Below are 22,303 nucleotides of genomic sequence, written 5' to 3' on the forward strand. Positions count from 1 at the left end.
AGAGGCCTATCTGGCCGACACCCGCATCACCAGTCCCCACAATGGTGAAGTGAGTCAGGTGCTGCTGCGTAGCGGCGAGCTGGCGCCGCAAGGCTTCCCGGTGGTGACGCTGCTCGACATGAGCGATGCCTGGGCCCAGTTCCACATCCGCGAAGATCTGTTGCCCCGTTTCACCGTGGATACCGAGTTTGATGCCCGCATCCCGGGCCTCGGCGATCAAACCGTGCGCTTCAAGGTGACCCATGTGGCCGTGATGGGGGATTTCGCCACCTGGCGTGCCACCGATACCCGTCAGGGTTTCGACATGAAGAGCTTCCAGGTGGAGGCCCGTCCGCTGCAACCGGTTGAGGGGCTGCGGGTTGGCATGAGTGTGCTGGTTGAACTCTGATGGGACGTGAATTTCGGCTGCTGTGGCAGGACCCGTTCAGCCGTGCCCTGATGAGCTGGGTACCGCTGCTGCTGATGGGGATCCTCTGCTGGATCTTCTCGGCAGGGCTGGCCCGCGACCTCAAGGTGGGGCTGGTGGATTTGGACCACAGCGTGCTGTCGCGCCAGCTGGCCTTCTCGCTGGATGGCTCGGCCGGGCTCAAGGTGGCCAATCAGTTTGACTCCATCGATGCTGGCGCGCGCGCGCTGCGCGGTGGCGACATCTATGCGCTGGTGGTGATCCCCAACCATCTGGAGCGGGATGCCCGCCGGGGTACCCAGCCGCAGGTGACGGTGTTCAACAATGGCCAGTTCATCCTCATCGCCAAGCTGGTCAACTCGGCGCTGGCGCAGGTGGTAGGCACTCTCAACGGCCAGGTCGGTGTGCTGGAGGCGATGGCCGACGGCAAGGCGCTGCCCGGTGCGATTGGGCAGTCGGTGCCCATCAGCAGTCAGGTCACTGCGCTTTACAACCTCAACTCCAGTTATGCCCAGTTTCTGCTGAGCGCGATTTTGCCCGCGGTGTGGCAGATCCTGGTGGTGCTGTTCGGCCTCAATGCGCTGGCCCGCACCGATCGGCTGGGGCTGGACTGGACCACCCGCGGTGTCTGGTTCGGCCTGTGGCGCACCCTGCTGCCCCATGTGCTGATTGGCTGGGGCTGGGGGATCGTCTGGACGCTGCTGTTGTTCAAGGGGTTGGCCTATCCCATGCACGGCAGTTGGTTAGTACTTGTGGTGGGGCTGGGGCTCGCCTCGGCCGCTTGCGTCACCATGGGGGCGTTCTTTTACGGCATTATTCGGGATCCGGCCCGCGCCCTGTCGCTGGCGGGGGCTTACACGGCGCCCGGTTTCGCCTTTATGGGGGTCACTTTTCCGGTGAGCGCCATGGGGGATTTCGCCCGCTTCTGGCGTAGCCTGTTGCCGGTTTCTCATTATGTGGAGCTGCAGATAGGTCAGAGCAACTATGGTCTGCCCCTCGCATCCGCCTTGCCGCAATTGGGGGCGCTGCTGCTGTTCCTGCTCCCCCTGCTGCTGGTGGTGCGCCGTTACAAGCAGCAGGCCGATCTGGCCCGTCAATCAGCCGCAGTGGCCGTCGCCGAGAAGGAGCCTGAGTGATGCTGGGATTTGTCGATCTGTTGCGCCTTGAGCTGCGCACCCTGCTGGCGGATCGCGCCATCATGCTCACCCTGTTTGGCGGGGTGATCTTCTACTCGTTTCTCTACCCCCAGCCCTATCTGCATCAGTTGCCGCGGGAAGAGGCGGTGGTGGTGGTCAACGAGGATGGCAGCCAGCTGTCGCGGCAGCTGGAGTTTATGGCCGATGCCACGCCGCAGGTGAAGCTGGTGGCGCGGGCCAATTCACTGGCCGAGGCGCGCCAGCTGATGATGGCCGGGAAGGCGAGCGGGATCCTGCATATTCCCAACCACTTCTATCGGGACCTGATGCAGGGCAAGAGCGTCACCCTGAGTTATGCCGGTGATGCCTCCTACTTTCTGGTCTACGGTACCATTGCCGAGGGGCTGGCGCAGGCCGGCGGCACTCTCGCCGCGCAGGTGAAGGTGGCGCGGCTGTTGAGCCACGGCGAGGCACTGCCACAAGCGGCCATGGGCTGGAATGCGGTGGCCCTCAACGTGGTGCCGGTGTTCAACCCGACCATGGGTTATGTGAACTACGTGGTGCCAGCGGTGTTCGTGCTGATCCTCCATCAGGTGTTGCTGATGGGAGCGGGGATCCTGGGGGCGACCCAGAACCAGCGCAGCTGCCGCGGCGAGCATGGTTACTGGCAAAGCGCGCCGGTACTGCCGCTGCTGCTGGCCAGAACCCTGGTGCTGACGGGGTTGTTCCTGCTGCCGGTGAGCTACTTCCTCGGCTTCTGCTTCGATCACTACAATATCGCTCGTCATGCAGATCCGCTGGAGCTGTGGCTGTTTGCCCTGCCGTTCCTGCTGGCGACCTGCTGGTTCGGTATTGTGTTGGGCGCCATCTTTACCCGGCGCGATCTGCCCACTCAGGTGGTGTTGATCTCCTCCCTGCCGCTGGTCTTTCTGGCGGGCTTTATCTGGCCGCTGGAGCTGATCCCTGCCCCTCTCAACTGGCTGGCTCAGTGGGTGCCCACTATCCCCGCCATCGAGGGTTTTCTGCGCCTTAACCAGATGGGGGCCGACTTTGCGCAGGTTTCCCGTTACTGGTGGCAGCTGTGGGGACTGGCGCTGCTCTACGGCGCGCTGGCCTGCCTGCTGCTGCGTTGGCGGCAGCAGTCGCAGCTAGTTGCTGGCCCATCAGTCGTTCAGAGTGAAACGACCGCCGGTTAGCGGGATGGTGCAAGCACGTGTGAGATGGCGTGTGCGGTATAGCGGAAACGGTCAGCCCAAGGGCTGACCGTTTTGTTATGTGGTGGGGTTAAGCGGTTTTACTGCTGGTTTAGCCGCGTTGGAGTTCGGGATCGCCGATGGCGTAGATCTGCCCCACTGCCGTCTCATCCGCCAGCAGACGCAAGCCTCGGGCGGCCACATCGGCGCGGCGCACCAGTCCGTGTACCTCCTTGCCCTGACTCAGCTCGGCGCGGCCGGTGGTGTCGCCATCCTGAAGGCCCGCCGGGCGAAGAATGGTCCATGCGAGGGCGCTGGTCTGCAGCCAGCTCTCCGCCAGACTCTTGAGACGTACCTCGTGACCGAAGGCGGCGCGGGCCCGCTCCGGCAGATACTGCCAGCTGTCGCCACAGCCGAGGGAGGTGACCAGCAGCAGCCGTTTCAGGCCTGCCTGCTCCATGGCATCGATCACATGGCGGTTGCCCTGATAGTCCACCGGCGCGGCTTGACGGAAGCTGCCGAGGGTAGAGACGACTTGTGCATTTTGCCCTGCCCGGACACATGCCTGCTGCACCGTAGCCGGATCCAGCGCATCCCCCTCGATCACCTCAACTCCCAGCGCACTCAGTTCCATGGCCATCTCGGGGCTGCGCACCAGCGCAACGACCCGGTGCCCTTGGTTCAGGGCGTGATGAGTAAAGGCGCGGCCCAGCCCGCGGCTGGCTCCGAAAATCAGTGTGGTTGGCATAGATGAGCTCCCTTGGCAAAAGGGGCTAGCCTAGTGGCTTGTTCGTCTGCTGTAAATGAGAGTTGTTTCTATTTGTGAGTCAGCAAGGAGGAGAAGGTGCGAGCCGTCAGCGACTCGCACTCTTTGAGAGGGATCAGCCGTTGTAGTTGCCGATGCTGGGGCGACGGCTGGGGCCGCTCAGGTGGATATCCACCGGATTGAACGCCTTGATCGCCTCATAGCTGAAATCACCGATCGCCTGATGCAGGGTCTGGGGCGTGTGGTTGGTGATGATGATGACGCTCTTTGACAGGTTGCGACGGCGGCGCAGCAGGTGGCCGAGGAAGCTGGACTGGCTCTCCGCCATCTTGGCGCGGTTGGCCGATACCTCATCGATGATCAGCAGATCCACCTCTTCCAGCGCGCGGCGGTACTGGTTGCGCTCGTCCTGATCGGGGATGACGTTGAAAAACAGCCGATCGACGATGGAGGCCCACTGCTGGAAGATCACCGATTTCTGGTGACGGGCGATCAGCTCATGCGCTACCGCTCCCGCCAGGGTCGACTTGCCGGTGCCGTAGTCGCCGTAGATCAGCATGCAACCGCCACCGCTCTTCTCCCAGTGCTCGAAGCCGCTGATAAAGTAACGGGCTGTTTCGATGGGGTATTGCAGCGCCGGGTCACCGGCATCCATCTTGTCAAATACCCAGTCGGGGTTGAGGTCGGCCTGGGCGATCAGCTTCTGGATCCGCTCCTGACGGGCCGCCTTCTGCAGCTCGCGCACCTCGGCGTTGGCCTTGGCGTCATACTCCTTGCGCAGGGTCTCGTAGTCATACTGGCCGCCGCCGGTCTCTTGCTGCAGGCGACGAATGCGCTCCAGCAGACCTCCAACGTGCTGGCTCAGCTCGGGATCGTGAACGCGATGGTCCTGCTTGGCCTTGGCGATTCTTTTGCGCTTGGCTTCGATCTCTTCCAGCTCCTGGCGCAGGGGATCTTGCGGGTCAGTCATGGAATGCTCCTTCTGCTCGATCAGGGATGGGTAGACAGGGGGTTGATTTTGCCTGCAGGCAGGGGCCGCTATCAATCATTATCCGGCTCCTGCTGCGGCGCTGGTTCCTGCATTTGCTGTTGGGCCAGCCGTTTGGCCTCTTCGATCATCTGCTGGGCCCGTTTGCTGGGGCCTGCCTCAGCCGGGGCGGGGGTCACCTGCTGGTAGCCCTGTACCTCCATCGGTTTGCGACGGGTGTAGCGGCGGGTCTTGAGGGCACGAATGAACTTGAGCATCCATTGATGCTGGGAGTCGAACACCTCGGGACGCCCCAGCCAGTAGGCGATAAATTCCCCCAGATCCTCTTCGCTGTAGCTGGCATCGATCACCCCGCACAGGCGGGCGAGGGCGGGCAGCTCCTCATCCGGTCGCCACTGCAGATGCATCTGGAAGGGGCGCTCCGGCAGCGGGCTGCGCAGTTTCTGGGTCAGCAGCGGCAACTGGAACGGACACTGATGGTAGTGTTCACTCTCGGGCTGCGCCTCGACCTGCAGCAGGCCTGCCTCCATCAGTTCATCGAACAATTCGGTGAGCTGACGGGCATTGACCTGAAACGAGAAGCCGCAGGGATCGCCCGGATCGACCACCGCCAGCGCCCGACCCAGCTCGGGATAGTTGAGCCGGGGCAGCTGATTTTCCAGCACCAGTCTGCGCAGCTGCAGGGTATAGAGACTGCGAGCCGGATGGGACAATCTGGGATGGGCAAGGGCGCTGTATTCGGCTGGGGTCATGGTCTTCTTCACGGGCTGGAGTGGGGGCATTATCCCTTATGGCGCAGGCTTGCACAATTCGCATGGAGGTAGCGACATTGTGGGGAGAGGTTGTGCTGCTATGTGGTTGTTAATAGAGCAATCTGTCGTTCAGAACCTGACCAAGGTCTATTTTTGACGCATCGTTTCCGCGGATACCGCACTTTTGAACTAGTCTTAATACCTAAATAACCAATTGACTAATAAGAGCTTTATCAAGATGTTAAGAGCCGGGTTGCGGATCCTGGTGGTGGAGGACGAAGCCGTTTTTCGCCACTCGCTAGTGAGTTACCTCGCACGGGACGGGGCAACTGTGTTTCAGGCCGAAGACGGGATTGAGGGTCTGTCGGCCGCTGCTCTCTACCATCCTGATGTGGTGCTCTGCGATCTCAATATGCCCAATATGGATGGTCACGAAGTGATCGCCTGCCTCTCTGCTCGCTACCCCGATATCCCGGTTATCGTCATCTCGGCCCAGAGCACCATGGAGGCGGTGGCTGGTGCCCTGCGCGCCGGTGCGCGCGATTATCTGCTAAAGCCGCTGGAAGATTATGCGCTGGTAGAGTGCAGCATAGAGCAGTGCCTCAAGAGTCGGGGGGCGCGCAGTCAGCAGCTGGAGCTGATGGATCATATGGAGTACTTCAGTGCCCACGATCGGGCCGCCAGCCGTTTGCTGGCCGGGCTGAAACCGCCGGGATTGCAGGAGTGGGGCCCCTGGCAGATTACGTTCAAGGGGTTGGGCCAGCTCTTTATTCCCGACACCTTCAAGGTGGGGGACAAGTTACTGGTATTGGTGATGGAGCTGCCTATCATGGGGACGGATGCGGCATTTTGTGGTGCGCTGGTGCGATCCTTGATGAATGTCCCCTACCGCCAGTTTCAGCAGAACGAGAGCCGGTTGCTGAGCCAGCCGCACCGGTTGCTCGACTACCTCAACCATCAGTTGATGGCATCCGGGCTTCGCCACTCTTTTGCCATGGCGGCGCTGCTGTTTGATCAGCATGATGGGCTGGTGTTTGCCAATGCCGGGCTCACCTCTCCCCACTGGCTGATGCGCTCCGGCGGGCTACCCCTTGGTCTGATGCGCAGCAGCCACTACGCCCTGCACAAACGTAGCTGGCATGAACCGTTCGCCCTGCAGTTTCGCAGCGACAGCGGCGGCTCGCTGGATGTGCAGGTTCGTCATCACTGATGCCACCTGATAAACAGGCTAAAACAAACAGGGCGCCGATGGGCGCCCTGTTTGTTGTTTACAATCCTGACCGTTTAGACGGTGGCGGATTGCAGTTTCTTCTCTTGAGCTTGCGGCTCTTTGGCCGGGCCTTCGGCACCGTGCATCCAGTAGACCAGGCGGTTGGCCATGGTCAGCAGGATCAGGGCGCTAAGTACTGCAGCCAGGGCGATGCCACCGAAGATAGCGATCGGGCCGGCTTCACCCACGAAGGAGCCGATAAAGCCCGCAGCGTAGTTGGCCAGGGCAACGAAGCCAAACCAGGCACCCATCATCAGGGAAGCCAGACGCAGCGGAGCCAGTTTGGTCACCATGGAGAGGCCGATCGGGGAGAGGCAGAGCTCGCCCAGGGTGTGGAACAGGTAAGCACCTACCAGCCAGAACATGGAGGTCTTGACGGTGTTGTCACCACCCTGCTGCAGCACGGCACCGACCATGAACAGGAAGCCGATAGCCAGGAACAGCAGACCCATGGCGAATTTCACCGGAGAGTTCGGCTCTTTCTTGCCGAGCTTGATCCAGATGGCCGCAACGACCGGTGCCAGAGTGATGATGAAGAAGGGGTTCAGGGACTGGAACCAGGCGGTCGGCACTTCGAAGCTGCCGATCATGCGGTCGGTATACTCCTGGGTGTAGAGGTTCATCAGACCACCGGCCTGCTCGAAACCGGCCCAGAAGATGATGGTGAACAGACCCAGTACCAGGATAACCTTGATGCGATCCACTTCCTGCTTGGTCAGCGGTGCTTTCTGCTCGGTAGTACGCAGGGCGGCTGCGCGCTGGGCGGCAGTGACGCGACCGATGTCACCCAGGAAACGCTGGGCCATGGTAGCCTGGATCACCAGAGAGAGCAGCATACCGATACCGGCGCCGACGAAGGCAGCTTGCCAGCCGTAGGCGGTGGCTGCAGCACCACAGATCACGCCTGCCAGCAGGGAACCCAGGTTGATACCCATGTAGAAGATGGTGAAAGCACCATCACGGCGGTGATCGCCCTCTTCATAGAGGTCACCGACCATGGTGGAGATGTTCGGTTTGAACAGGCCGTTACCCACGATCAGCAGCGCGAGGCCCGCGTAGAACATGGTGTTGACCATATCCGGGAACATAGCGTGGGGCAGTGCCAGGGTGAACTGACCTGCGGCCATCAGCACGGCACCGATCAGGATGGCGCGACGTTGACCCAGGAAGGTGTCTGCCAGCCAGCCGCCGATCAGCGGAGTGATATAAACCAGACCGGTATAGATACCGTAGAGTTTGAGGGCATCTGCCTGACTCCAGCCCAGACCGCCGTTGGCAGTCAGGTCGGTCAGATAGAGCACAAGTACGGCACGCATGCCGTAATAGGAGAATCTCTCCCACAGTTCGGTACTAAAGAGCAAAAAAAGCCCTTTAGGGTGACCTAAAAAGGTCCCTTTTGACGGGTTATTCATTGGAACTTCCACCTGTGTCTTATATTTTTTTGAGTTTTTTATGCAAGGGCGAGAAACACGCCTCAATCCTTATAGAGCATGTGTGAATAAATTACAACATTATGATTTGCTGAGAGTTTATTTACTCTTGATTGATTTTTTGTTGCAAAAATGAAAAAGGAGCATCATTTGATGCCCCTTAAATACGTCTATAAAAAACAGATTTATCAGCGATTACAACTGCTTGACGAACTGCTTCAGCCAGCCGATGAATTCACCATTCAGCTCGTGATGGCGCACACCATATTCCACATTGGCTTTCATGTAGCCCAGCTTGCTGCCGCAATCGTGGCTCTTTCCCTTCATGAAGTAGGCGTTGACCTGCTCCTGCTCCATCAGCATGGCGATGGCGTCAGTCAGCTGGATCTCGTCACCGGCACCGGCCGGGGTCTTCTCCAGCAGCGGCCAGATATTGGAGGAGAGGACGTAACGACCCACTACCGCCAGATTGGAGGGGGCTTCGTCACGGGGCGGCTTCTCGACAATGGCCTGCATCGGCAGGGACATCCCCTCGCTCAGGGCCTCGCCCTTGATGTCGGCGATGCCATACTTGTCCACTTCGCTCTCCGGAACCGCTTCCACCATGATCTGGCTGATCTGGTTCTCTTCGTACATGTGCACCATCTCGGCCAGGTTGTCCTGCTTGGGGTTGCTGGCAACGTCGTCGATCAGCACATCCGGCAGCAGCACGGCAAACGGGTTGTCACCGATCAGCGGACGGGCACACAACACAGCGTGGCCCAGACCTTTGGCCTCACCCTGACGGACGTGCATGATGGTGACGTCTTTCGGGCAGATCTGTTGCACCTCTTCCAGCAGCTGACGCTTGACTCGCTTCTCGAGGGTCGCTTCCAGTTCGAAACTCTTGTCGAAGTGGTTTTCGATGGAGTTCTTGCTCGAGTGGGTGACCAGAATGATCTCCTTGATCCCGGCGGCGATGGCTTCGCGCACTACGTACTGGATCAGCGGTTTGTCGACCACCGGCAACATCTCTTTCGGGATGGCCTTGGTGGCTGGCAGCATACGGGTACCCAGACCGGCTACCGGGAGCACGGCCTTACGAACAACAAGAGGAGTCTTTTTCATGGAAAACTATCCAGCGGGATTAAAGTGCGGCAATCATACCCCAAGAAAAATGGGGCAGCCACAGGCTGCCCCATTTGCAACTGATCCATTCGACTTTATTTGACTATTATCATGTCCCTGTTGGCTTCCAGCGTGGCCGGGCCAATGCCATTGACATCCGCCAGCTGATCGACCGAGGTGAACTTTCCCTGTTTTTCCCGATAGTCGACGATGGCTTGTGCCTTCTTGTCGCCAATCCCTTTCAGGCTGGTGAGTTCGGCAAGGGTGGCCGTATTGATGTTCAGCTTACCGGTCTCCTTGGCGACCTCGGTCGTGGTTGTTTGCTTGGGTGCTGCCTTATCTGCGGCCAGCACAGGTTGGCTGAACAGGGGCAAGCAGGCCAGCAGCATGATTGCAGAGAGCTTCTTCATCAGCATTTCCATTCCTCCATGATGTGGATATTGCCGAGTGGCACATTGATGAATAGCGTATCGAACGGGTCTTTTTCACTGCTATTTCTAACAGGTCAAATCCTCATGCCGATGGCGAAATATTTGCTATAAGCGCTTCACTATGAATGCCCTCATATATCCAACCGTATGATCTTGAATCTATTTTAGATACATCTTTAAGGTGGCGGGCACGCTTTCCCACAGCGCTACGCTCGAGACATTTCTGGCACATCACATGGCATTATTCTGCATAACACTGCACTGATGGCATGTTTCACTGGTCTTCAAAAGAGAACCAATAAGAAAGGCTGCTCACCTGGGGTGAGCAGCCTTTGTGATCGGTTTTTTCAGACAGGCACTGATTAGGCTTGTTCGTCAGCCTGTGCAGCCTGGATACCGGTCAGGGCGATGGTGTAGACGATGTCGTCAACCAGGGCGCCACGGGAGAGGTCGTTGACCGGCTTGCGCATGCCTTGCAGCATCGGGCCGATGGAGACCAGGTCAGCGGAACGCTGCACCGCTTTGTAAGTGGTGTTACCTGTGTTCAGGTCCGGGAAGACGAACACGGTGGCTTTACCTGCAACCGGTGAGTTCGGTGCCTTGGACTTGGCCACGTTCTCCATGATGGCCGCATCGTACTGCAGCGGGCCGTCGATGATGAGGTCGGGGCGCTTGGCCTTGGCCAGCTCGGTCGCTTCACGCACTTTCTCTACATCGGCACCGGCGCCAGAGGTACCGGTAGAGTAGGAGATCATGGCTACGCGCGGCTCGATGCCGAAAGCGGCAGCGGAGTCGGCGGACTGGATGGCGATTTCGGCCAGCTGCTCGGCAGTCGGATCCGGGTTGATCGCGCAGTCACCGTAGACCAGCACCTGGTCAGGCAGCAGCATGAAGAAGATGGAGGAGATCAGGGAAGAGCCCGGAGCGGTCTTGATGATCTGCATCGGCGGACGGATGGTGTTGGCAGTGGTGTGCACCGCGCCGGATACCAGGCCGTCAACTTCATTGCGCTCCAGCATCATGGTACCCAGTACCACGTTGTCTTCCAGCTGCTCGCGGGCAACCACTTCGGTCATGCCCTTGTTCTTGCGCAGCTCGACCAGACGCGGCACATAGCGCTCGCGCACAACGGCCGGATCGATGATTTCGACGCGATCGGTCAGAACAACACCCTGCTGTTCGGCAACGCGACGGATCTCTTCCGGGTTACCCAGCAGCACCGGACGGGCAATGCCACGCTCGGCACAGATGGCGGCAGCCTTGATGGTGCGCGGCTCGTCGCCTTCCGGCAGCACGACACGTTTGTTGGCCTGACGGGCCAGCTCGGTCAGCTGATAACGGAATGCCGGCGGGCTCAGGCGACGGGAACGGGTAGAGCTGATGGTCAGCGACTCGATCCAGTGTTTGTCGATGTGGCCAGCGACGTAGTCCTGTACCAGCTCGATACGCTCGCGGTCATCTTCCGGAATATCGACGTTGAAGTTCTGCAGGCTGACGGCGGTCTGCCAGGTGTTGGTACCGGTCATCATGATCGGCAGGCCAGTGGCCATGGCCTGTTGGCACAGCGCCATGACCTGCGGCTCCGGATGATAGTTGCCGGTCAGCAGCAGGGCACCCAGCTTGACGCCGTTCATGGCGGAGAGGCAGGCAGAGACGATGACGTCGGAGCGGTCGCCGGAGGTGACCAGCAGGCTGCCCGGACGGAAGTGCTCGACCATGTTGTGGATGGAGCGGGCGCAGAAGGTCACGGTTTGCAGACGGCGGCTGTCCAGCTCACCTTTGTGCAGGATCTTGGCGGCCAGATGCTTGGCGAGATCCTTGGCGCGCGGGGCGATCAGCTGGGTGTTCCAGGGGATGCAACCCAGGATGCGCAACGGGCTCTTGCCAAACACTTGCAGCACTTCCAAGTTGTGGGCGGCGTCGGAAGCGTGGTGATGGGCTTCGAACATCTCGGTCAGGTCAGGGCGGGTTACGCCATGCTCGTCAACCGGCGCGCCCACCTTGTTGATTACGCAGCCAACGATACGGGGGTTGTTGACACCACCGAAGTTGGAGCAGGCCAGTTCGATGCGCTCTTTCAGCTTCTGGCTGGAGTCATGGCCCGGGTGGGTCACGAATACCATGTCGGCATCCAGCGCCTTGGCAACGTCGTAGTTCAGCTTGTTGGCAAAGGGCTGCTTGTCGGTCGGCACCATACCTTCGACAACCAGCACTTCGGCACCGCTGGATTTCACGTGCTCTTCGAAGCGGGCAACGATCTCTTCCAGCAGGATATCGGTGTTGCTGGAGCTGATCATGTTCTCGGCGTAGGAGAGGGTGAAGGGCTCGGGCGGATTGATGTTGGCAGCTGCGCGGATAACGGCGGTTGAGCGCTCGGCACCGGTTTCACCCGGACGCGGCTGGGCAACCGGTTTGAAGAAGCTGACATTGACACCGTGACGCTCCATGGCGCGAACAACGCCAAGGCTTACGGAAGTTACGCCGACACCAGTGCCGACCGGGATAAGCATAATAGTGCGTGCCACTTTATACCCCTTGTTCATTTTTTGGGATCAGGAAAAGGCCGCCCTGGTGGGCGGCCTCGAGTTACTGCGTCAATTAAGCGCCGACCAGTTCCAGCGCGTCGTGGGCGATAACCCACTCTTCGTTGGTCGGGATTACCAGGGCCTTGGTAGAGCCAGCCTTGGTGATCTCGCCACCCTTGCCGAAACGAGCCTTCAGGTTGGCGTCGTGATCGACGTCAAAGCCCAGCAGACCCAGCTTGTTCAGGGTGATTTCACGGATCGGGGCGGAGTTTTCACCGATACCACCGGTGAAAACAACGGCGTCCAGACGACCGTCCATGGCGGCAGCGTAGGCGCCGATGTACTTGGCCAGGCGATAGCAGTAAACGTCCATAGCACGCTTGGCTTCTTCTTTGCTGGCGTAGTTGTCTTCAACAAAACGGCAGTCGGAGGTCACTTCAGTCAGACCCTGCAGGCCGGACTCTTTGGTCAGCATGGTGTTGATATCGGCCACGCTCATGCCCAGCTTGTCGTGCAGGAAGAAGATGATGGCCGGATCCAGATCACCGGAACGGGTACCCATGACCAAGCCTTCCAGCGGGGTCAGACCCATGGAGGTATCAACGGATTTGCCGTTCTTGATGGCGCAGACGGAACCGCCGTTGCCCAGGTGGCAGTTGATGATGTTGAGCTCTTCAACCGGCTTGTTCAGCTGCTTGGCGGCTTCCAGGCTGATGTAGTAGTGGCTGGTGCCGTGGGCGCCGTAGCGACGGATGCCGTTCTCTTTGTAGAGCTTGTACGGCAGGGCGTACAGGAAGGCTTCTTCCGGCATGGTCTGGTGGAACGCGGTGTCGAATACGGCCACGTTCTTGTCAGCTAGGGCCGGGAATACGCGGCGAGCTTCACGGATACCGATCAGGTGAGCCGGGTTGTGCAGAGGTGCGTACGGAACGGCGGCTTCGATGCCGGCAATCACGTCTTCGCAGATGACCACGGAAGAGGTGAAGCGCTCGCCACCGTGAACTACACGGTGACCGATGGCGATCAGGTTCTTGGACAGTTCCGGATTGAGCGGCAGGATCTTGTTGACGATGAAGTCCAGCGCTTCCTGGTGAGCGGCACCCGCGCCCAGATCGGCACTGCCTTTCTCGCCATTCAGTTTCCACTTGATGCGGGCGTCGTCGAGGTTGAAGCACTCGGCCAGGCCGGACAGCAGGTCATCACCGGTGGTTGCGTCAATGACGGCAAACTTCAGGGAAGAGCTGCCACAGTTAAGAACAAGAACCAGCTTACTCATGAATAAATCCTATCGCAGATTGGGTTGTGTAGGCGGATGCGTTGGACGCGGTGCGGCCAAAAACTTTCAACTTATCCTTATGAGGGTTGGCAATCTGTTGCTTGCCCCTTGTATAGTGATACAAGACCCGAAATCCAGACGTCCCTGACAGGTCAATAGCAAGAAGCTTTTGACGCAAAAATGGGCGTACAAAGGATAACCCGATTGTTGAAAAATAACAAAGTCATCCTCAACCTTTGTTACTTTGCATCAAATTTTGTCGAGGTTTTGCCGTTAGTACGTTCAAAAAGCGCTCGGAGGTAGTATGAGCATGAACATTTTTGGAACTAAGTTACAGCAAGGCCGCCATTATATGACGCTTTGGCCGCGCCGTCCCGAGCTCAATTCGATGTTTCCTGAAAATCGGGTGATCAAGGCGACCGAGTTCGCCCTCAAGGTGATCCCCGCGCTGGCGGTGCTGAGCGTGATGTTGCAGTTCCAGTTTGGTGAGTTGCACTACTGGCCTTCAGTCATCACCTCCGTGCTGTTTCTGCTCAGTTTGCCGCTGCAAGGTTACTACTGGCTCGGCCAGCGTGCCGACACTCGTTTGCCCCCGTCGCTGGCGAGCTGGTATCGGGAGATCAACGGCAAGATGAACGAGCAGGGTGGCCGTCGTCAGCTGGTGTCACAACCGCGCTATGAAGAGCTGGCCGATACCCTCAAGGCCGCCTTCCAGCAGCTCGATAAATCCTTTCTCTACGAATAACCCGTATCAGATGCAAAAAGGCGCCAGTGGCGCCTTTTTTGTTGCGGTTGGCGTGAGGGATCAGGCCGCCAGCACCTTGCGGATCTCCTGAATGGAGAGCTTGTATTGACGGGGGCACTGGCGCCATACAGTCAGCATCCGCTGGTACTTGTCGCGCATGGAGATGTCGCTGGAGAGCTCATCGCACGGGCACTTGAGCTCGGGGAAGCGCTTGTCCACTTCCAGCAAGAAGCAGACGTAGTCAGCCAGTTCACGCTCCTGGCTGCGGCTGTAGCCGTTGAACTCCAGCCGGCTGGCGTTGATCTCGCCCTGATCGGCCGCATCCAGATTGCCCCATGAGATGGCCAGTGCGTGGTGCAGCTCCAGGGTGTCGATCACCTCCTGGCAGGTCGCCAGATCCAGATGGCCGAAGCTCTTCTCCAGCTCGAGGATCTGCAGGCAGTAGCCGCGCTCGATGATGGTGCTGGCGCGCTGGTAGACGTCCGCTTTCTCCGGGTTGAGTTTCGCCAGAATTTCGTACTGGTTGCTCAGGATCAAACGCTCTGTGTTGCTCATGTTCATGGGATATCTCGCTGGAAGATGATTCTGGGGTCACGTTAACCCATATATAAAATGAATTTTTTGATCTGGGCGGGGGAGTTGGTGAGAAAAATCCGTTGGCAAGGGGCGGTTGACCAGACAAAAAAGGCCTGCATGGCAGGCCTTTCAATGACGCAGGGGAGGGTTACCCCTTGAGGAAATCCAGTACCACCTGATGGTGATCGCTGGTTTTGAACTTGTCGAAGTGGTGGGCAATCTTGCCCTCTTCATCGATCAGGAAGCTCTGACGGTGAATGCCGTCATACTCTTTGCCCATGAACTTCTTCGGGCCCCAGACGCCAAAGGCATCCGCGACGGCGTGGTCCTCATCGGCCAGCAGAGTGAAGTTGAGCTGGTCCCGCTCTTCAAACTTTTTCAGCCGTTTGGCCGGATCCGGGCTGATGCCAAGTACCACCACATTGAGGGCGGCCAGCTCGGTGTTCACATCGCGCAGGCTGCAGGCCTGGGTGGTGCAGCCGGGGGTCATCGCCTTGGGGTAGAAATAGACCAGCACCTTCTTGCCGCGCAGGCCAGCGAGGCTGACCTGATTGCCATTCTGGTCGGGCAGGGAGAAATCGGGGGCGGGGCTGCCAGCTTGTAGTGGTTGCATGGGGTCTCCTCGGGTAAAACGCCCTCAGGCGTGTTTGCGATTGACGATAAACTCGAACGATTCGGCACCCAGTTGACGACAGAATTCGGCGAAGGCGGTTTGCGAACCTTCCACTTCACCCTCTCTGGCCAGATTGAGCTGAAAACTGATCTTCAGCAGGTTGAACGGCTGCTGCTCCAGGGTCATGGATTGCATCGCCTGAATATTCCAGCCATGTTCGCTGAAGAACTGGGTGCACTGGCTTACGATGCCCGGCTCGTCGCGGATCAACAGATCGGCACTGGCGCGGACGTCATACTGCAGGGACTGGTGGCGCTCGGTGCGTTTCATCATGGTGATGAGATCCCACTCCTGACTACGCAGGGGCAGGCTGATTTCGAGTTGCATCAAGCTGTTCCAGTCGCCCGAGAGCAGCATGATAAAGGTAAATTCATTGCCGAAGATGCCAAGGCGGCTGTCCACAATGTTGCAACCACAGCCACTGACGTGGCGGGTCACTTCATTGACGATGCCAGGCCTGTCCGTGCCGATGGCCGTTACGACCAGGTAGTGAGTCATAAATCTTCTCTCGTCCGTTATTTCGTTGCGAAAGCCGCGCTGGCAAGCCAACCCTCCGGCCCTGATGACCACTCCCTGAGGGGCGCTGCCGACTTTCGTCCATTACTTTTTGTGCCGGATGGTATCACGGCTTGCCCCCTCTCTCCCTTGTTTTTCAAAGGGGTCAGCTTTACCATTACGCCCCTGAAAATCGGGAGAAAAGTCCATGTTACGCGGTAGTATTGTTGCGCTCGTTACCCCCATGCTGGCTTCAGGTGAAGTCGATTGGGCCAGTCTGGCCAAGCTGGTCGACTATCATGTCAGCGCCGGGACCAGCGCCATTGTTGCGGTGGGCACCACAGGGGAATCGGTGACCCTGAGCGAGCAGGAGCATATTGCCGTCGTTGAAAAGACCGTTGAGTATGCCGCCGGACGCATTCCCGTCATCGCCGGCTGCGGCTCCAACAATACCGCCCATGCCATTGAATTGACCAAGCGACTGGCCAAAACCGGCGTGGTGGCGGGCCTCTCGGTGACTCCTTACTACAACAAGCCCACTCAGGAAGGTCTCTATCGCCACTATTGTGCGATCGCCGAGGCTAGTGGTCTGCCCCAAATTCTTTATAATGTGCCCGGTCGCACCTGTTGCGATCTCAAACCGGAGACCGTGGCCCGTCTGGCCAAGGTTCCCGGCATTATCGGTTTGAAAGAGGCAACCGGCGATTTGAGCCGCACCCCGCTGCTGCGCGAGCTGTGCGGGCCGGAGTTTGCTCTCTACAGTGGCGACGATGCCACTGGTTGTGATTTTATGCTGCAAGGTGGCGATGGCGTGATTTCGGTCACCACCAATATTGCAGCGGCCCAGATGGCCGACATGTGTCGTGCTGCGCTGGCCGGTGATGCCGGGCAGGCGCATGACATCAACAATCTCTTGATGCCGTTGCACAAGACTCTGTTCTGCGAACCGAGCCCCACCCCGGTGAAATGGGCCTGTGTCCAACTGGGGTTGATTGCAACAGCCACCTTGCGCCTGCCGCTGGTTGACCTCACCCCCGAGGGCGAGCAGCTGATGGCGCGAGCACTGACCACAGCGGAGTTGATGGCGAGTGTTTAAATCTAATGGAAAGGGAAATAGAGCCCGTCTGGTGCTGAGCGTTGCGACTGTGGCCGTATTGGCCGGTTGCAGCACCCCCCAGGATCGCAAAATGGCCAACCGCGACTTCGGTTATGAAGATGCCCGCCTCGAGGGCCGCGCGTTCTTGATCCCCGCAGGATTGAGTGCCCCCACCTTCAACAGCCAGTACGATATTCCGCCGCTTCCCGAGAGCAGCCGTGAAGGTGCCCTCGGCGCCCAGGTCGATGTGCGCCCGCCCGCCCAGCTGCTGACCGTGGTACCGGGCAGTCAGGTCGTGCAGAGTGCAACCGAACCGACCGTTGCCTTCTATGCCCTGAGCACCAGCCAGAGCGTGGAGCGCGATACCTGGTCGTTCCTGATGAACTTCCTGGCCAAATACAAGGTCACCACCGAGAAGCTGGATCAGCAGGATGGCGTATTGCAGACCGGCTGGTTTGACAACACGGTCGCCCTCGATGGCTGGGGTGAAGATGACGAGGATTTCACAATCCGTCAGCGTTACCAGTTCACCGTGCGCAACGACGCCCAGCGCCACGCCGTCAACATGTCGGTCCGGGTGCTGGATCACGAAGAGACCATCGACGGCGAGACCAGCAACAAGCTGACCCCTGCCGATGCCCAGCGCTATGCCGCGCGAGTGCTGAACCAGTTCTCGCTCTATTACGACAGCCAGCTGAAAGCCCGCGAGCAGCACAAGTCCAACGATGGCATGGGTCTGCAACTGGGTCTGGACAACAACGAGCTGAGCGCCTGGATTGCCGAAGGCTCCTTTGATCAGGTGTGGCGTCGCCTCAACCAGGTACTGCCCGTTTACGGTTTCACCATCAAGGATACCCAGCAGTCTCTGGGCTGGATCGACGTCGAGTACGAAGAGCCGGGTGCCGAGTTCTGGAAGGCGAAAGGGAGCGAGCCGTTCAAACTGGAGGAGGAAAAATACCGCTTCCAGCTTGGCGAAATGGCGGGAGGTAAGACCTCCATTACCCTGTTCGACAAGGACAAGAAGCCGGTATCGTCCGGGGTTATCTCCCAGATGTATATCAGCCTGTCCGAGGCGTTCGCCAAGGGGCTGGCCGATCAGGCAGCAGCAAAAGCAGAATAAATACAGGGGCCTTGTGCCCCTGTTTTGTTATCAGAATCCCCCTGAAAACGCGGGGATTCCGAGTGGTTTTCGATGATGCGAGCCCCCTTGCCAGCCCGTTGCAAACAGAGCGCGCAGGTGAGGAACTCGCGATGTTTACCCCCCACAAACAGGAAGTGTTATTAGCCATGAGTCTTGCAGATCAAGTATTGGCGGTGAATGACGATTTGCCGATCCGTACCGATAAACCTGTCCATTCCGGCAAAGTGCGCAGCGTCTACTGGTTGACCCCCGAAGACAGTGCCCGGCTCATAAAAGAGAAAGGCTATGATGTGCCGGCCGATGCGCCCCTCGCCCTCATGGTGATCAGCGATCGTATCTCGGCCTTCGATTGCATCTGGCAAGGTGTGGATGGCCTGAACGGCGTGCCGGGCAAAGGGGCGGCGCTCAACGCCATCTCCAGCCACTGGTTCAAGCTGTTCAAGGAGAAGGGGCTGGCCGACAGCCACATTCTGGATATTCCGCACCCCTTCGTCTGGATTGTGCAAAAAGCCCGTCCGGTGATGATCGAGGCGATTGCCCGCCAGTACATCACCGGCTCCATGTGGCGTGCCTACAAGGATGGCGAGCGCGAGTTCTGCGGCATCACCCTGCCGGAAGGGCTGAAAAAGGATCAGAAACTGCCGGAGATCCTCATCACTCCCTCCACCAAGGGCGTGCTGAAAGGGCTGGATGGCGTGCCGGAAGCCGATGACGTCAACGTCTCCCGTGCCGATATCGAGCGCCATTATAAGGGCTTTAACTTCAGCAAACCGGCCGACATCGACCGCTACGAAGTGCTGCTCAAAGAGGGCTTCAACGTCATCAGCGACGCGCTGGCCGGGCTGGATCAGATCTTCGTCGATACCAAGTTCGAGTTTGGTTACGTCCACGATGCGGCGGGCAACGAGAAGCTGATCTACATGGATGAAGTGGGCACCCCCGACAGCTCCCGTATCTGGGATGGCGCGGCCCTGCGCGACGGTCAGATTGTCGAGAAGTCCAAAGAGGGTTTCCGTCAGTGGCTGCTCAACCACTTCCCGGATCCGGACATCCTGCTCAACAAGAACCGCATGCCGGAACGTTTTGCCCTGGCCCGCGACAACAAGCTGCCGACCGAAGTGATGATGGATATCTCCAACACCTATGTCGGGATCGCCGAGAAGATCATCGGCCACAAGCTGGCGCGTTCTGCCAATCCCAAGCAGGAGATCATCGAGGTGCTGCGCGATCAGTACGGTCTGATCGACTAAGGGTTGCTCTCTTTTTTTGTCGTCAACAAACAAACGTTTGCTGATAGCGAAGGAGATAGGCAGAGAAACAGACGGGCCCCGCTACGGGGCCCGTTTTTATTGCTGGTCTGGCGGCAAGCGAGCGGCGATCAGCCGTTGACCCTGAACACCTGACCTGTCTGAATGCCCAACACCGACTTCTTGTAAGCCTGCGCCACCTTGGCGGCTGGCACCGGCACGAACCCCGGGAAGAAGTCGGCGTATTTGTCCATCGACTCCGCCAGCACGGTCGGGCTTACCACGTTGATGCGAAGGCCTCTGGGTAGCTCGCAGGCGGCCGCTTTCACAAAGTGATCGATGGCGCCGTTGACGGTGCTGGCGCTCACCCCCCAGTTGATCGGCTCCTCGCTTAGAATACCGCTGATCAAAGTGATGGAACCCTTGTCAGTTAGATAGGGAATGGCGGCTCGGGTCAGGTTGATCTGGCCCATCAGCTTGCTCTCCAGTCCCACCTGCCACTGCTCGTCGGTCATCTCGGTCAGGCCGTTGAAGGCCACGCTGCCGCTGGCGACAACCAGTGCATCAAACTGGCCCACTTGGGCAAACAGCGCCTTGATGGAGGCGGGAGCGCGCATGTCGACCGTGGCATCGCCACGGCTGTGGCCGACCCGGATCACCTGATGATCTTTGGCAAGCAGTTCACTGACCGCGGAGCCGACGGTGCCGGAGGCACCCACAATCACAATTTTCATCTGCATCACTCCTGGTTGGGATGTATCGATTCTAGCGCAACAGAAAATGCGAAAAAGCGCGTAAAATAAACCCATTGTTTCCATATTGGAGCTAATGATGGATATCGCCCATCTGGCCAGCTTTTATGAGGTGGTGCTGCGCGGCAGTTTCTCGGCTGCGGCCGATACGCTGGGGGTCAGCAAGGGGATGCTGAGTCGCCACGTCAGCGCGCTGGAGTCCTCACTCAATGCGCAACTGTTGCAGCGCACCACCCGCCGCCTCAGTCCGACCGAGGCGGGCAAGACCCTCTACCAGCAGGCGGGGGAGATCTTCGCGCTGGCTCGGCAGGCGGAGCAGGATATTCAGGCGCTGACCGAAGAGGATGGCGGTCGCCTGCGCTTTACCTGCCCGGTCAGTACCGGCGACCGCATGGTGAGCGAACTGCTGACCAGCTTTGCCACGCTCTGCCCGGGAGTGGAGGTGGAACTCAATTTCACCAACCAGATGGTCGACATGAGTCAGGGAGAAAACGACATCGCCCTGCGCGCCATGAGCGAGGTGCCGGACAATCTGGTGGCCCTGCCGCTGGGGCGGCTCAAGGATGTGGTGGTGGCCAGCCCCGCGCTGGTGGCGCGAGAGGGGCGTCCAGCCACTCCCTATGAGCTGAGCGGGCGCAGCTGCCTGTTGCAGGGGCACAATCCGGCCTGGGAGCAGTGGCACTTTATCCGTGAGGGGGAAGAGGCCCACATTCTGGTGCAGGGCAAGGTGCGGGCCAACCACTACAGCACAGTGCTACAGCTGGCGCGCGCCGGTATGGGCTATGCCAAGTGCCCGCTGATGCTGGTGGAATCGCAACTGACGGCAGGAGAGCTGGTGACCGTGCTCGACGAGTGGCAGAGCGGGCTGCATCAGCTTCATGTGCTGCATGCCCAGCAGCGGCGGGTGCCGCGCAAGATCAGGCTGTTCAAGCAGGTGCTGGCCCAGTGGTTTGCCGAGCGACCCCACTACCTGCTCTGAGCGGCGTTATTTTTCTGTCATCTTTGGCTGCTACCCTGCGCCCATCATCGGCATCAGGAAGATCTGCGGGAATGAAGAGTAATAGAGGGTTGACCGGGTTTGTGCTGCTCTGTGCAGTGTTGGGGGCTGGCAGTGCGCAGGCCATGGTGGAAGTGAAGGTGCCGGAGAATTTCCGCATCCTCGCGGTGAGCAACGGCACCTTGCAAGATGAGCAGCATGCCACCCTGGCGGATGGCGAACAGCAACTGCTGGTGCGCTTCGAGGGGGTGATTCCCAGTCGCAGCAGCAGCGAGAATGATCGGCAGGTACGCTCCGAGCCGCAGGTGGTGTGCTATCAGGGCAGCAATCAGCATTTGCAGTTGATGGCCAGCGTACCGGGGGACGAGCGGGGGATGCAGGCCTATGCCAAGGATCCGGTGGTAGCGTTGCAGGAGAATGGCCGCGCGCTTGCCATCCAGCAGGATGCGCTGGTGACCAGCGGCATGCTGCTTGGGGTGGATTGGAACGGCAAACTGGCTGAATACAACCGCAGCGGCGGCAAGGCGGCGCTGACGGCTGGCGCCGTTGCTACGCAGCCAACGGCCACGGCCGCTGGTGGTGCTCAACCCGTTGTGGCAGCCAGCGAACTGGAAGGGCAGTTGCAGCAGCTGTTCCTCAAGGCAGATCCGGCTCTGCGCAAGCGCTTTATCGGTTGGGCCGTGCCACAGCTTTAAGTTTTCTGCCCGTTGCAGTAACGTGGACACTCCTTTTTCAGGCGCTCTGTTCATCGTACTCAACGAGGTTTTCATGTTTGAATTGCATTCACGCCTGCAGGCAGATACCCGGTGGCTCGGGGATCTGCCCCTCTGCCGTGTCTTGCTGGCCAAAGACAGCCAGTATCCCTGGCTTATCCTGGTTCCGCGAGTAGCCAACCTGCGGGAAATTCACCATCTGGCGCCGGAGCAGCAGCAACAGCTGATGCAGGAGTCCTGCGCTGTCGCCGCCCTGATGGAACAGGCCCTCAGCCCGGACAAGATCAACATCGGAGCGCTGGGCAATCTGGTGCCGCAACTCCATCTTCACCATGTCGCCCGTTTTGCGACGGATCGCGCCTGGCCCGGCCCCATCTGGGGAGCTCATCCGGTCGTGCCTTACGAGCCACAAGTTTTGGACCTGCAGGCCGATATATGGCGTGCCCGGCTCGCCAAGCTGAGCGGTTTCACCCCTGTGACTGCTGATAACGGAGTCAACTGAGAGGCGTGTCGCTATTTCAGTCTCCGGGCCGCGCCATCTGATAGAGTTATGGTATAGATAAGCCCATTTTCGATGTTCAGGAAGGT

Annotated in this window: 23 protein-coding genes; 11 read left to right on the top strand and 12 right to left on the bottom strand. The window is 59.2% G+C overall.

Going from position 1 to position 22,303, the window contains the following annotated elements; translation table 11 throughout:
- The 3 genes from DBR30_RS22485 to DBR30_RS17405 all read left to right on the top strand — a co-directional run.
- Positions 1 to 388 (top strand): HlyD family secretion protein (locus tag DBR30_RS22485; RefSeq protein WP_258224482.1); only part of this gene is annotated, 388 nt, incomplete at its 5' end.
- Positions 388 to 1,542, top strand: a complete 1,155-nt coding sequence (locus DBR30_RS17400) for an ABC transporter permease (RefSeq protein ID WP_058053042.1) — start codon at positions 388 to 390, stop codon at positions 1,540 to 1,542. The genes DBR30_RS22485 and DBR30_RS17400, both read left to right, overlap by 1 nt.
- The gene (locus DBR30_RS17405) at positions 1,542 to 2,738 is read left to right on the top strand and encodes an ABC transporter permease (protein ID WP_108540919.1); all 1,197 of its coding nucleotides are present in this window, start codon (positions 1,542 to 1,544) and stop codon (positions 2,736 to 2,738) included. The genes DBR30_RS17400 and DBR30_RS17405 overlap by 1 nt, the downstream gene beginning before the upstream one ends.
- 109 nt (positions 2,739 to 2,847) lie before the next feature.
- On the opposite strand, the gene DBR30_RS17410 is transcribed toward DBR30_RS17405, so the two are convergent.
- The 3 genes from DBR30_RS17410 to DBR30_RS17420 form a co-directional block, all read right to left on the bottom strand.
- Positions 2,848 to 3,483 (bottom strand): SDR family oxidoreductase, encoded by a 636-nt coding sequence (locus tag DBR30_RS17410; RefSeq protein WP_108540920.1) that lies wholly within the window; start codon positions 3,481 to 3,483, stop codon positions 2,848 to 2,850.
- A 133-nt stretch (positions 3,484 to 3,616) separates the two neighbouring features.
- Positions 3,617 to 4,471 (bottom strand): DnaA ATPase domain-containing protein, encoded by an 855-nt coding sequence (locus DBR30_RS17415; RefSeq protein ID WP_108540921.1) that lies wholly within the window; start codon positions 4,469 to 4,471, stop codon positions 3,617 to 3,619.
- 71 nt (positions 4,472 to 4,542) lie between these two features.
- Complete coding sequence (locus tag DBR30_RS17420) at positions 4,543 to 5,241, bottom strand: DnaT-like ssDNA-binding domain-containing protein (RefSeq protein WP_108588458.1); 699 nt, start codon at positions 5,239 to 5,241, stop codon at positions 4,543 to 4,545.
- Between the two features lie 238 nt (positions 5,242 to 5,479).
- Here DBR30_RS17420 and DBR30_RS17425 point away from each other — a divergent pair, with 238 nt between their 5' ends.
- Positions 5,480 to 6,451, top strand: coding sequence for a response regulator (locus tag DBR30_RS17425; RefSeq protein ID WP_108540922.1), 972 nt, complete (start codon positions 5,480 to 5,482; stop codon positions 6,449 to 6,451).
- A 74-nt stretch (positions 6,452 to 6,525) separates the two neighbouring features.
- Here the strand turns inward: DBR30_RS17425 and DBR30_RS17430 are convergent, their stop codons facing one another.
- From DBR30_RS17430 to DBR30_RS17450, 5 genes are all read right to left on the bottom strand, one after another.
- Positions 6,526 to 7,923, bottom strand: a complete 1,398-nt coding sequence (locus DBR30_RS17430; RefSeq protein WP_021231963.1) for a peptide MFS transporter — start codon at positions 7,921 to 7,923, stop codon at positions 6,526 to 6,528.
- 213 nt (positions 7,924 to 8,136) lie between these two features.
- On the bottom strand, positions 8,137 to 9,048 hold the full coding sequence (gene galU / locus DBR30_RS17435; RefSeq protein WP_100654493.1) for a UTP--glucose-1-phosphate uridylyltransferase GalU: 912 nt from the start codon (positions 9,046 to 9,048) through the stop codon (positions 8,137 to 8,139).
- Between the two features lie 95 nt (positions 9,049 to 9,143).
- On the bottom strand, positions 9,144 to 9,464 hold the full coding sequence (locus tag DBR30_RS17440) for a ComEA family DNA-binding protein (protein WP_019445026.1): 321 nt from the start codon (positions 9,462 to 9,464) through the stop codon (positions 9,144 to 9,146).
- 377 nt (positions 9,465 to 9,841) lie between these two features.
- The gene (pta, locus tag DBR30_RS17445; protein WP_041210398.1) at positions 9,842 to 12,022 is read right to left on the bottom strand and encodes a phosphate acetyltransferase; all 2,181 of its coding nucleotides are present in this window, start codon (positions 12,020 to 12,022) and stop codon (positions 9,842 to 9,844) included.
- A 55-nt stretch (positions 12,023 to 12,077) separates the two neighbouring features.
- A complete protein-coding gene (locus DBR30_RS17450; protein WP_108540923.1) occupies positions 12,078 to 13,280 on the bottom strand; it encodes an acetate kinase in 1,203 nt (400 codons plus the stop codon).
- Between the two features lie 304 nt (positions 13,281 to 13,584).
- Here DBR30_RS17450 and yfbV point away from each other — a divergent pair, with 304 nt between their 5' ends.
- Positions 13,585 to 14,025 (top strand): terminus macrodomain insulation protein YfbV, encoded by a 441-nt coding sequence (gene yfbV / locus DBR30_RS17455; RefSeq protein ID WP_005339116.1) that lies wholly within the window; start codon positions 13,585 to 13,587, stop codon positions 14,023 to 14,025.
- A gap of 60 nt (positions 14,026 to 14,085) precedes the next feature.
- Here the strand turns inward: yfbV and DBR30_RS17460 are convergent, their stop codons facing one another.
- From DBR30_RS17460 to DBR30_RS17470, 3 genes are all read right to left on the bottom strand, one after another.
- Positions 14,086 to 14,586: a YfbU family protein gene (locus DBR30_RS17460; RefSeq protein ID WP_108540924.1), complete on the bottom strand. Its 501-nt coding sequence runs from the start codon at positions 14,584 to 14,586 to the stop codon at positions 14,086 to 14,088.
- Positions 14,587 to 14,749: 163 nt separating this feature from the next.
- The gene (bcp, locus tag DBR30_RS17465; protein ID WP_108540925.1) at positions 14,750 to 15,214 is read right to left on the bottom strand and encodes a thioredoxin-dependent thiol peroxidase; all 465 of its coding nucleotides are present in this window, start codon (positions 15,212 to 15,214) and stop codon (positions 14,750 to 14,752) included.
- Positions 15,215 to 15,238: 24 nt separating this feature from the next.
- Positions 15,239 to 15,772, bottom strand: coding sequence for a glycine cleavage system protein R (locus DBR30_RS17470; protein ID WP_005341119.1), 534 nt, complete (start codon positions 15,770 to 15,772; stop codon positions 15,239 to 15,241).
- 205 nt (positions 15,773 to 15,977) lie between these two features.
- Between DBR30_RS17470 and dapA the strand changes: the two genes are divergently transcribed.
- The 3 genes from dapA (at position 15,978) to DBR30_RS17485 (ending at position 19,256) form a co-directional block, all read left to right on the top strand.
- The gene (gene dapA, locus DBR30_RS17475; RefSeq protein ID WP_108540926.1) at positions 15,978 to 16,865 is read left to right on the top strand and encodes a 4-hydroxy-tetrahydrodipicolinate synthase; all 888 of its coding nucleotides are present in this window, start codon (positions 15,978 to 15,980) and stop codon (positions 16,863 to 16,865) included.
- Positions 16,858 to 17,985: an outer membrane protein assembly factor BamC gene (bamC, locus tag DBR30_RS17480; protein WP_108540927.1), complete on the top strand. Its 1,128-nt coding sequence runs from the start codon at positions 16,858 to 16,860 to the stop codon at positions 17,983 to 17,985. The genes dapA and bamC overlap by 8 nt, the downstream gene beginning before the upstream one ends.
- Before the next feature lie 167 nt (positions 17,986 to 18,152).
- Complete coding sequence (locus tag DBR30_RS17485; protein WP_040065098.1) at positions 18,153 to 19,256, top strand: phosphoribosylaminoimidazolesuccinocarboxamide synthase; 1,104 nt, start codon at positions 18,153 to 18,155, stop codon at positions 19,254 to 19,256.
- Positions 19,257 to 19,384: 128 nt separating this feature from the next.
- On the opposite strand, the gene DBR30_RS17490 is transcribed toward DBR30_RS17485, so the two are convergent.
- Positions 19,385 to 19,987, bottom strand: coding sequence for a short chain dehydrogenase (locus DBR30_RS17490; RefSeq protein ID WP_108540928.1), 603 nt, complete (start codon positions 19,985 to 19,987; stop codon positions 19,385 to 19,387).
- A gap of 97 nt (positions 19,988 to 20,084) precedes the next feature.
- Between DBR30_RS17490 and DBR30_RS17495 the strand changes: the two genes are divergently transcribed.
- The 3 genes from DBR30_RS17495 to DBR30_RS17505 all read left to right on the top strand — a co-directional run bounded on the left by DBR30_RS17495 (position 20,085) and on the right by DBR30_RS17505 (position 22,217).
- The gene (locus DBR30_RS17495; RefSeq protein WP_108540929.1) at positions 20,085 to 20,984 is read left to right on the top strand and encodes a LysR family transcriptional regulator; all 900 of its coding nucleotides are present in this window, start codon (positions 20,085 to 20,087) and stop codon (positions 20,982 to 20,984) included.
- Between the two features lie 71 nt (positions 20,985 to 21,055).
- On the top strand, positions 21,056 to 21,697 hold the full coding sequence (locus DBR30_RS17500; protein ID WP_108540930.1) for a DUF2057 domain-containing protein: 642 nt from the start codon (positions 21,056 to 21,058) through the stop codon (positions 21,695 to 21,697).
- 73 nt (positions 21,698 to 21,770) lie between these two features.
- Positions 21,771 to 22,217 (top strand): HIT domain-containing protein, encoded by a 447-nt coding sequence (locus tag DBR30_RS17505; RefSeq protein ID WP_108540931.1) that lies wholly within the window; start codon positions 21,771 to 21,773, stop codon positions 22,215 to 22,217.
- Positions 22,218 to 22,303: the final 86 nt, after the last annotated feature.

This window comes from Aeromonas sp. HMWF017 (genome assembly GCF_003061465.1).
GTDB lineage: Bacteria > Pseudomonadota > Gammaproteobacteria > Enterobacterales > Aeromonadaceae > Aeromonas > Aeromonas veronii.

What these genes read in the sequence shown, in the direction of transcription:
- DBR30_RS17400 (WP_058053042.1), top strand. Translation starts at nt 388, where the DNA reads ATGGGACGTGAATTTCGGCTGCTGTGGCAGGACCCGTTCAGCCGTGCC.
- DBR30_RS17405 (WP_108540919.1), top strand. Translation starts at nt 1,542, where the DNA reads ATGCTGGGATTTGTCGATCTGTTGCGCCTTGAGCTGCGCACCCTGCTG.
- DBR30_RS17410 (WP_108540920.1), bottom strand. Translation starts at nt 3,483, where the DNA reads ATGCCAACCACACTGATTTTCGGAGCCAGCCGCGGGCTGGGCCGCGCC.
- DBR30_RS17415 (WP_108540921.1), bottom strand. Translation starts at nt 4,471, where the DNA reads ATGACTGACCCGCAAGATCCCCTGCGCCAGGAGCTGGAAGAGATCGAA.
- DBR30_RS17420 (WP_108588458.1), bottom strand. Translation starts at nt 5,241, where the DNA reads ATGACCCCAGCCGAATACAGCGCCCTTGCCCATCCCAGATTGTCCCAT.
- DBR30_RS17425 (WP_108540922.1), top strand. Translation starts at nt 5,480, where the DNA reads ATGTTAAGAGCCGGGTTGCGGATCCTGGTGGTGGAGGACGAAGCCGTT.
- DBR30_RS17430 (WP_021231963.1), bottom strand. Translation starts at nt 7,923, where the DNA reads ATGAATAACCCGTCAAAAGGGACCTTTTTAGGTCACCCTAAAGGGCTT.
- galU (WP_100654493.1), bottom strand. Translation starts at nt 9,048, where the DNA reads ATGAAAAAGACTCCTCTTGTTGTTCGTAAGGCCGTGCTCCCGGTAGCC.
- DBR30_RS17440 (WP_019445026.1), bottom strand. Translation starts at nt 9,464, where the DNA reads ATGCTGATGAAGAAGCTCTCTGCAATCATGCTGCTGGCCTGCTTGCCC.
- pta (WP_041210398.1), bottom strand. Translation starts at nt 12,022, where the DNA reads ATGAACAAGGGGTATAAAGTGGCACGCACTATTATGCTTATCCCGGTC.
- DBR30_RS17450 (WP_108540923.1), bottom strand. Translation starts at nt 13,280, where the DNA reads ATGAGTAAGCTGGTTCTTGTTCTTAACTGTGGCAGCTCTTCCCTGAAG.
- yfbV (WP_005339116.1), top strand. Translation starts at nt 13,585, where the DNA reads ATGAGCATGAACATTTTTGGAACTAAGTTACAGCAAGGCCGCCATTAT.
- DBR30_RS17460 (WP_108540924.1), bottom strand. Translation starts at nt 14,586, where the DNA reads ATGAACATGAGCAACACAGAGCGTTTGATCCTGAGCAACCAGTACGAA.
- bcp (WP_108540925.1), bottom strand. Translation starts at nt 15,214, where the DNA reads ATGCAACCACTACAAGCTGGCAGCCCCGCCCCCGATTTCTCCCTGCCC.
- DBR30_RS17470 (WP_005341119.1), bottom strand. Translation starts at nt 15,772, where the DNA reads ATGACTCACTACCTGGTCGTAACGGCCATCGGCACGGACAGGCCTGGC.
- dapA (WP_108540926.1), top strand. Translation starts at nt 15,978, where the DNA reads ATGTTACGCGGTAGTATTGTTGCGCTCGTTACCCCCATGCTGGCTTCA.
- DBR30_RS17485 (WP_040065098.1), top strand. Translation starts at nt 18,153, where the DNA reads ATGAGTCTTGCAGATCAAGTATTGGCGGTGAATGACGATTTGCCGATC.
- DBR30_RS17490 (WP_108540928.1), bottom strand. Translation starts at nt 19,987, where the DNA reads ATGAAAATTGTGATTGTGGGTGCCTCCGGCACCGTCGGCTCCGCGGTC.
- DBR30_RS17495 (WP_108540929.1), top strand. Translation starts at nt 20,085, where the DNA reads ATGGATATCGCCCATCTGGCCAGCTTTTATGAGGTGGTGCTGCGCGGC.
- DBR30_RS17500 (WP_108540930.1), top strand. Translation starts at nt 21,056, where the DNA reads ATGAAGAGTAATAGAGGGTTGACCGGGTTTGTGCTGCTCTGTGCAGTG.
- DBR30_RS17505 (WP_108540931.1), top strand. Translation starts at nt 21,771, where the DNA reads ATGTTTGAATTGCATTCACGCCTGCAGGCAGATACCCGGTGGCTCGGG.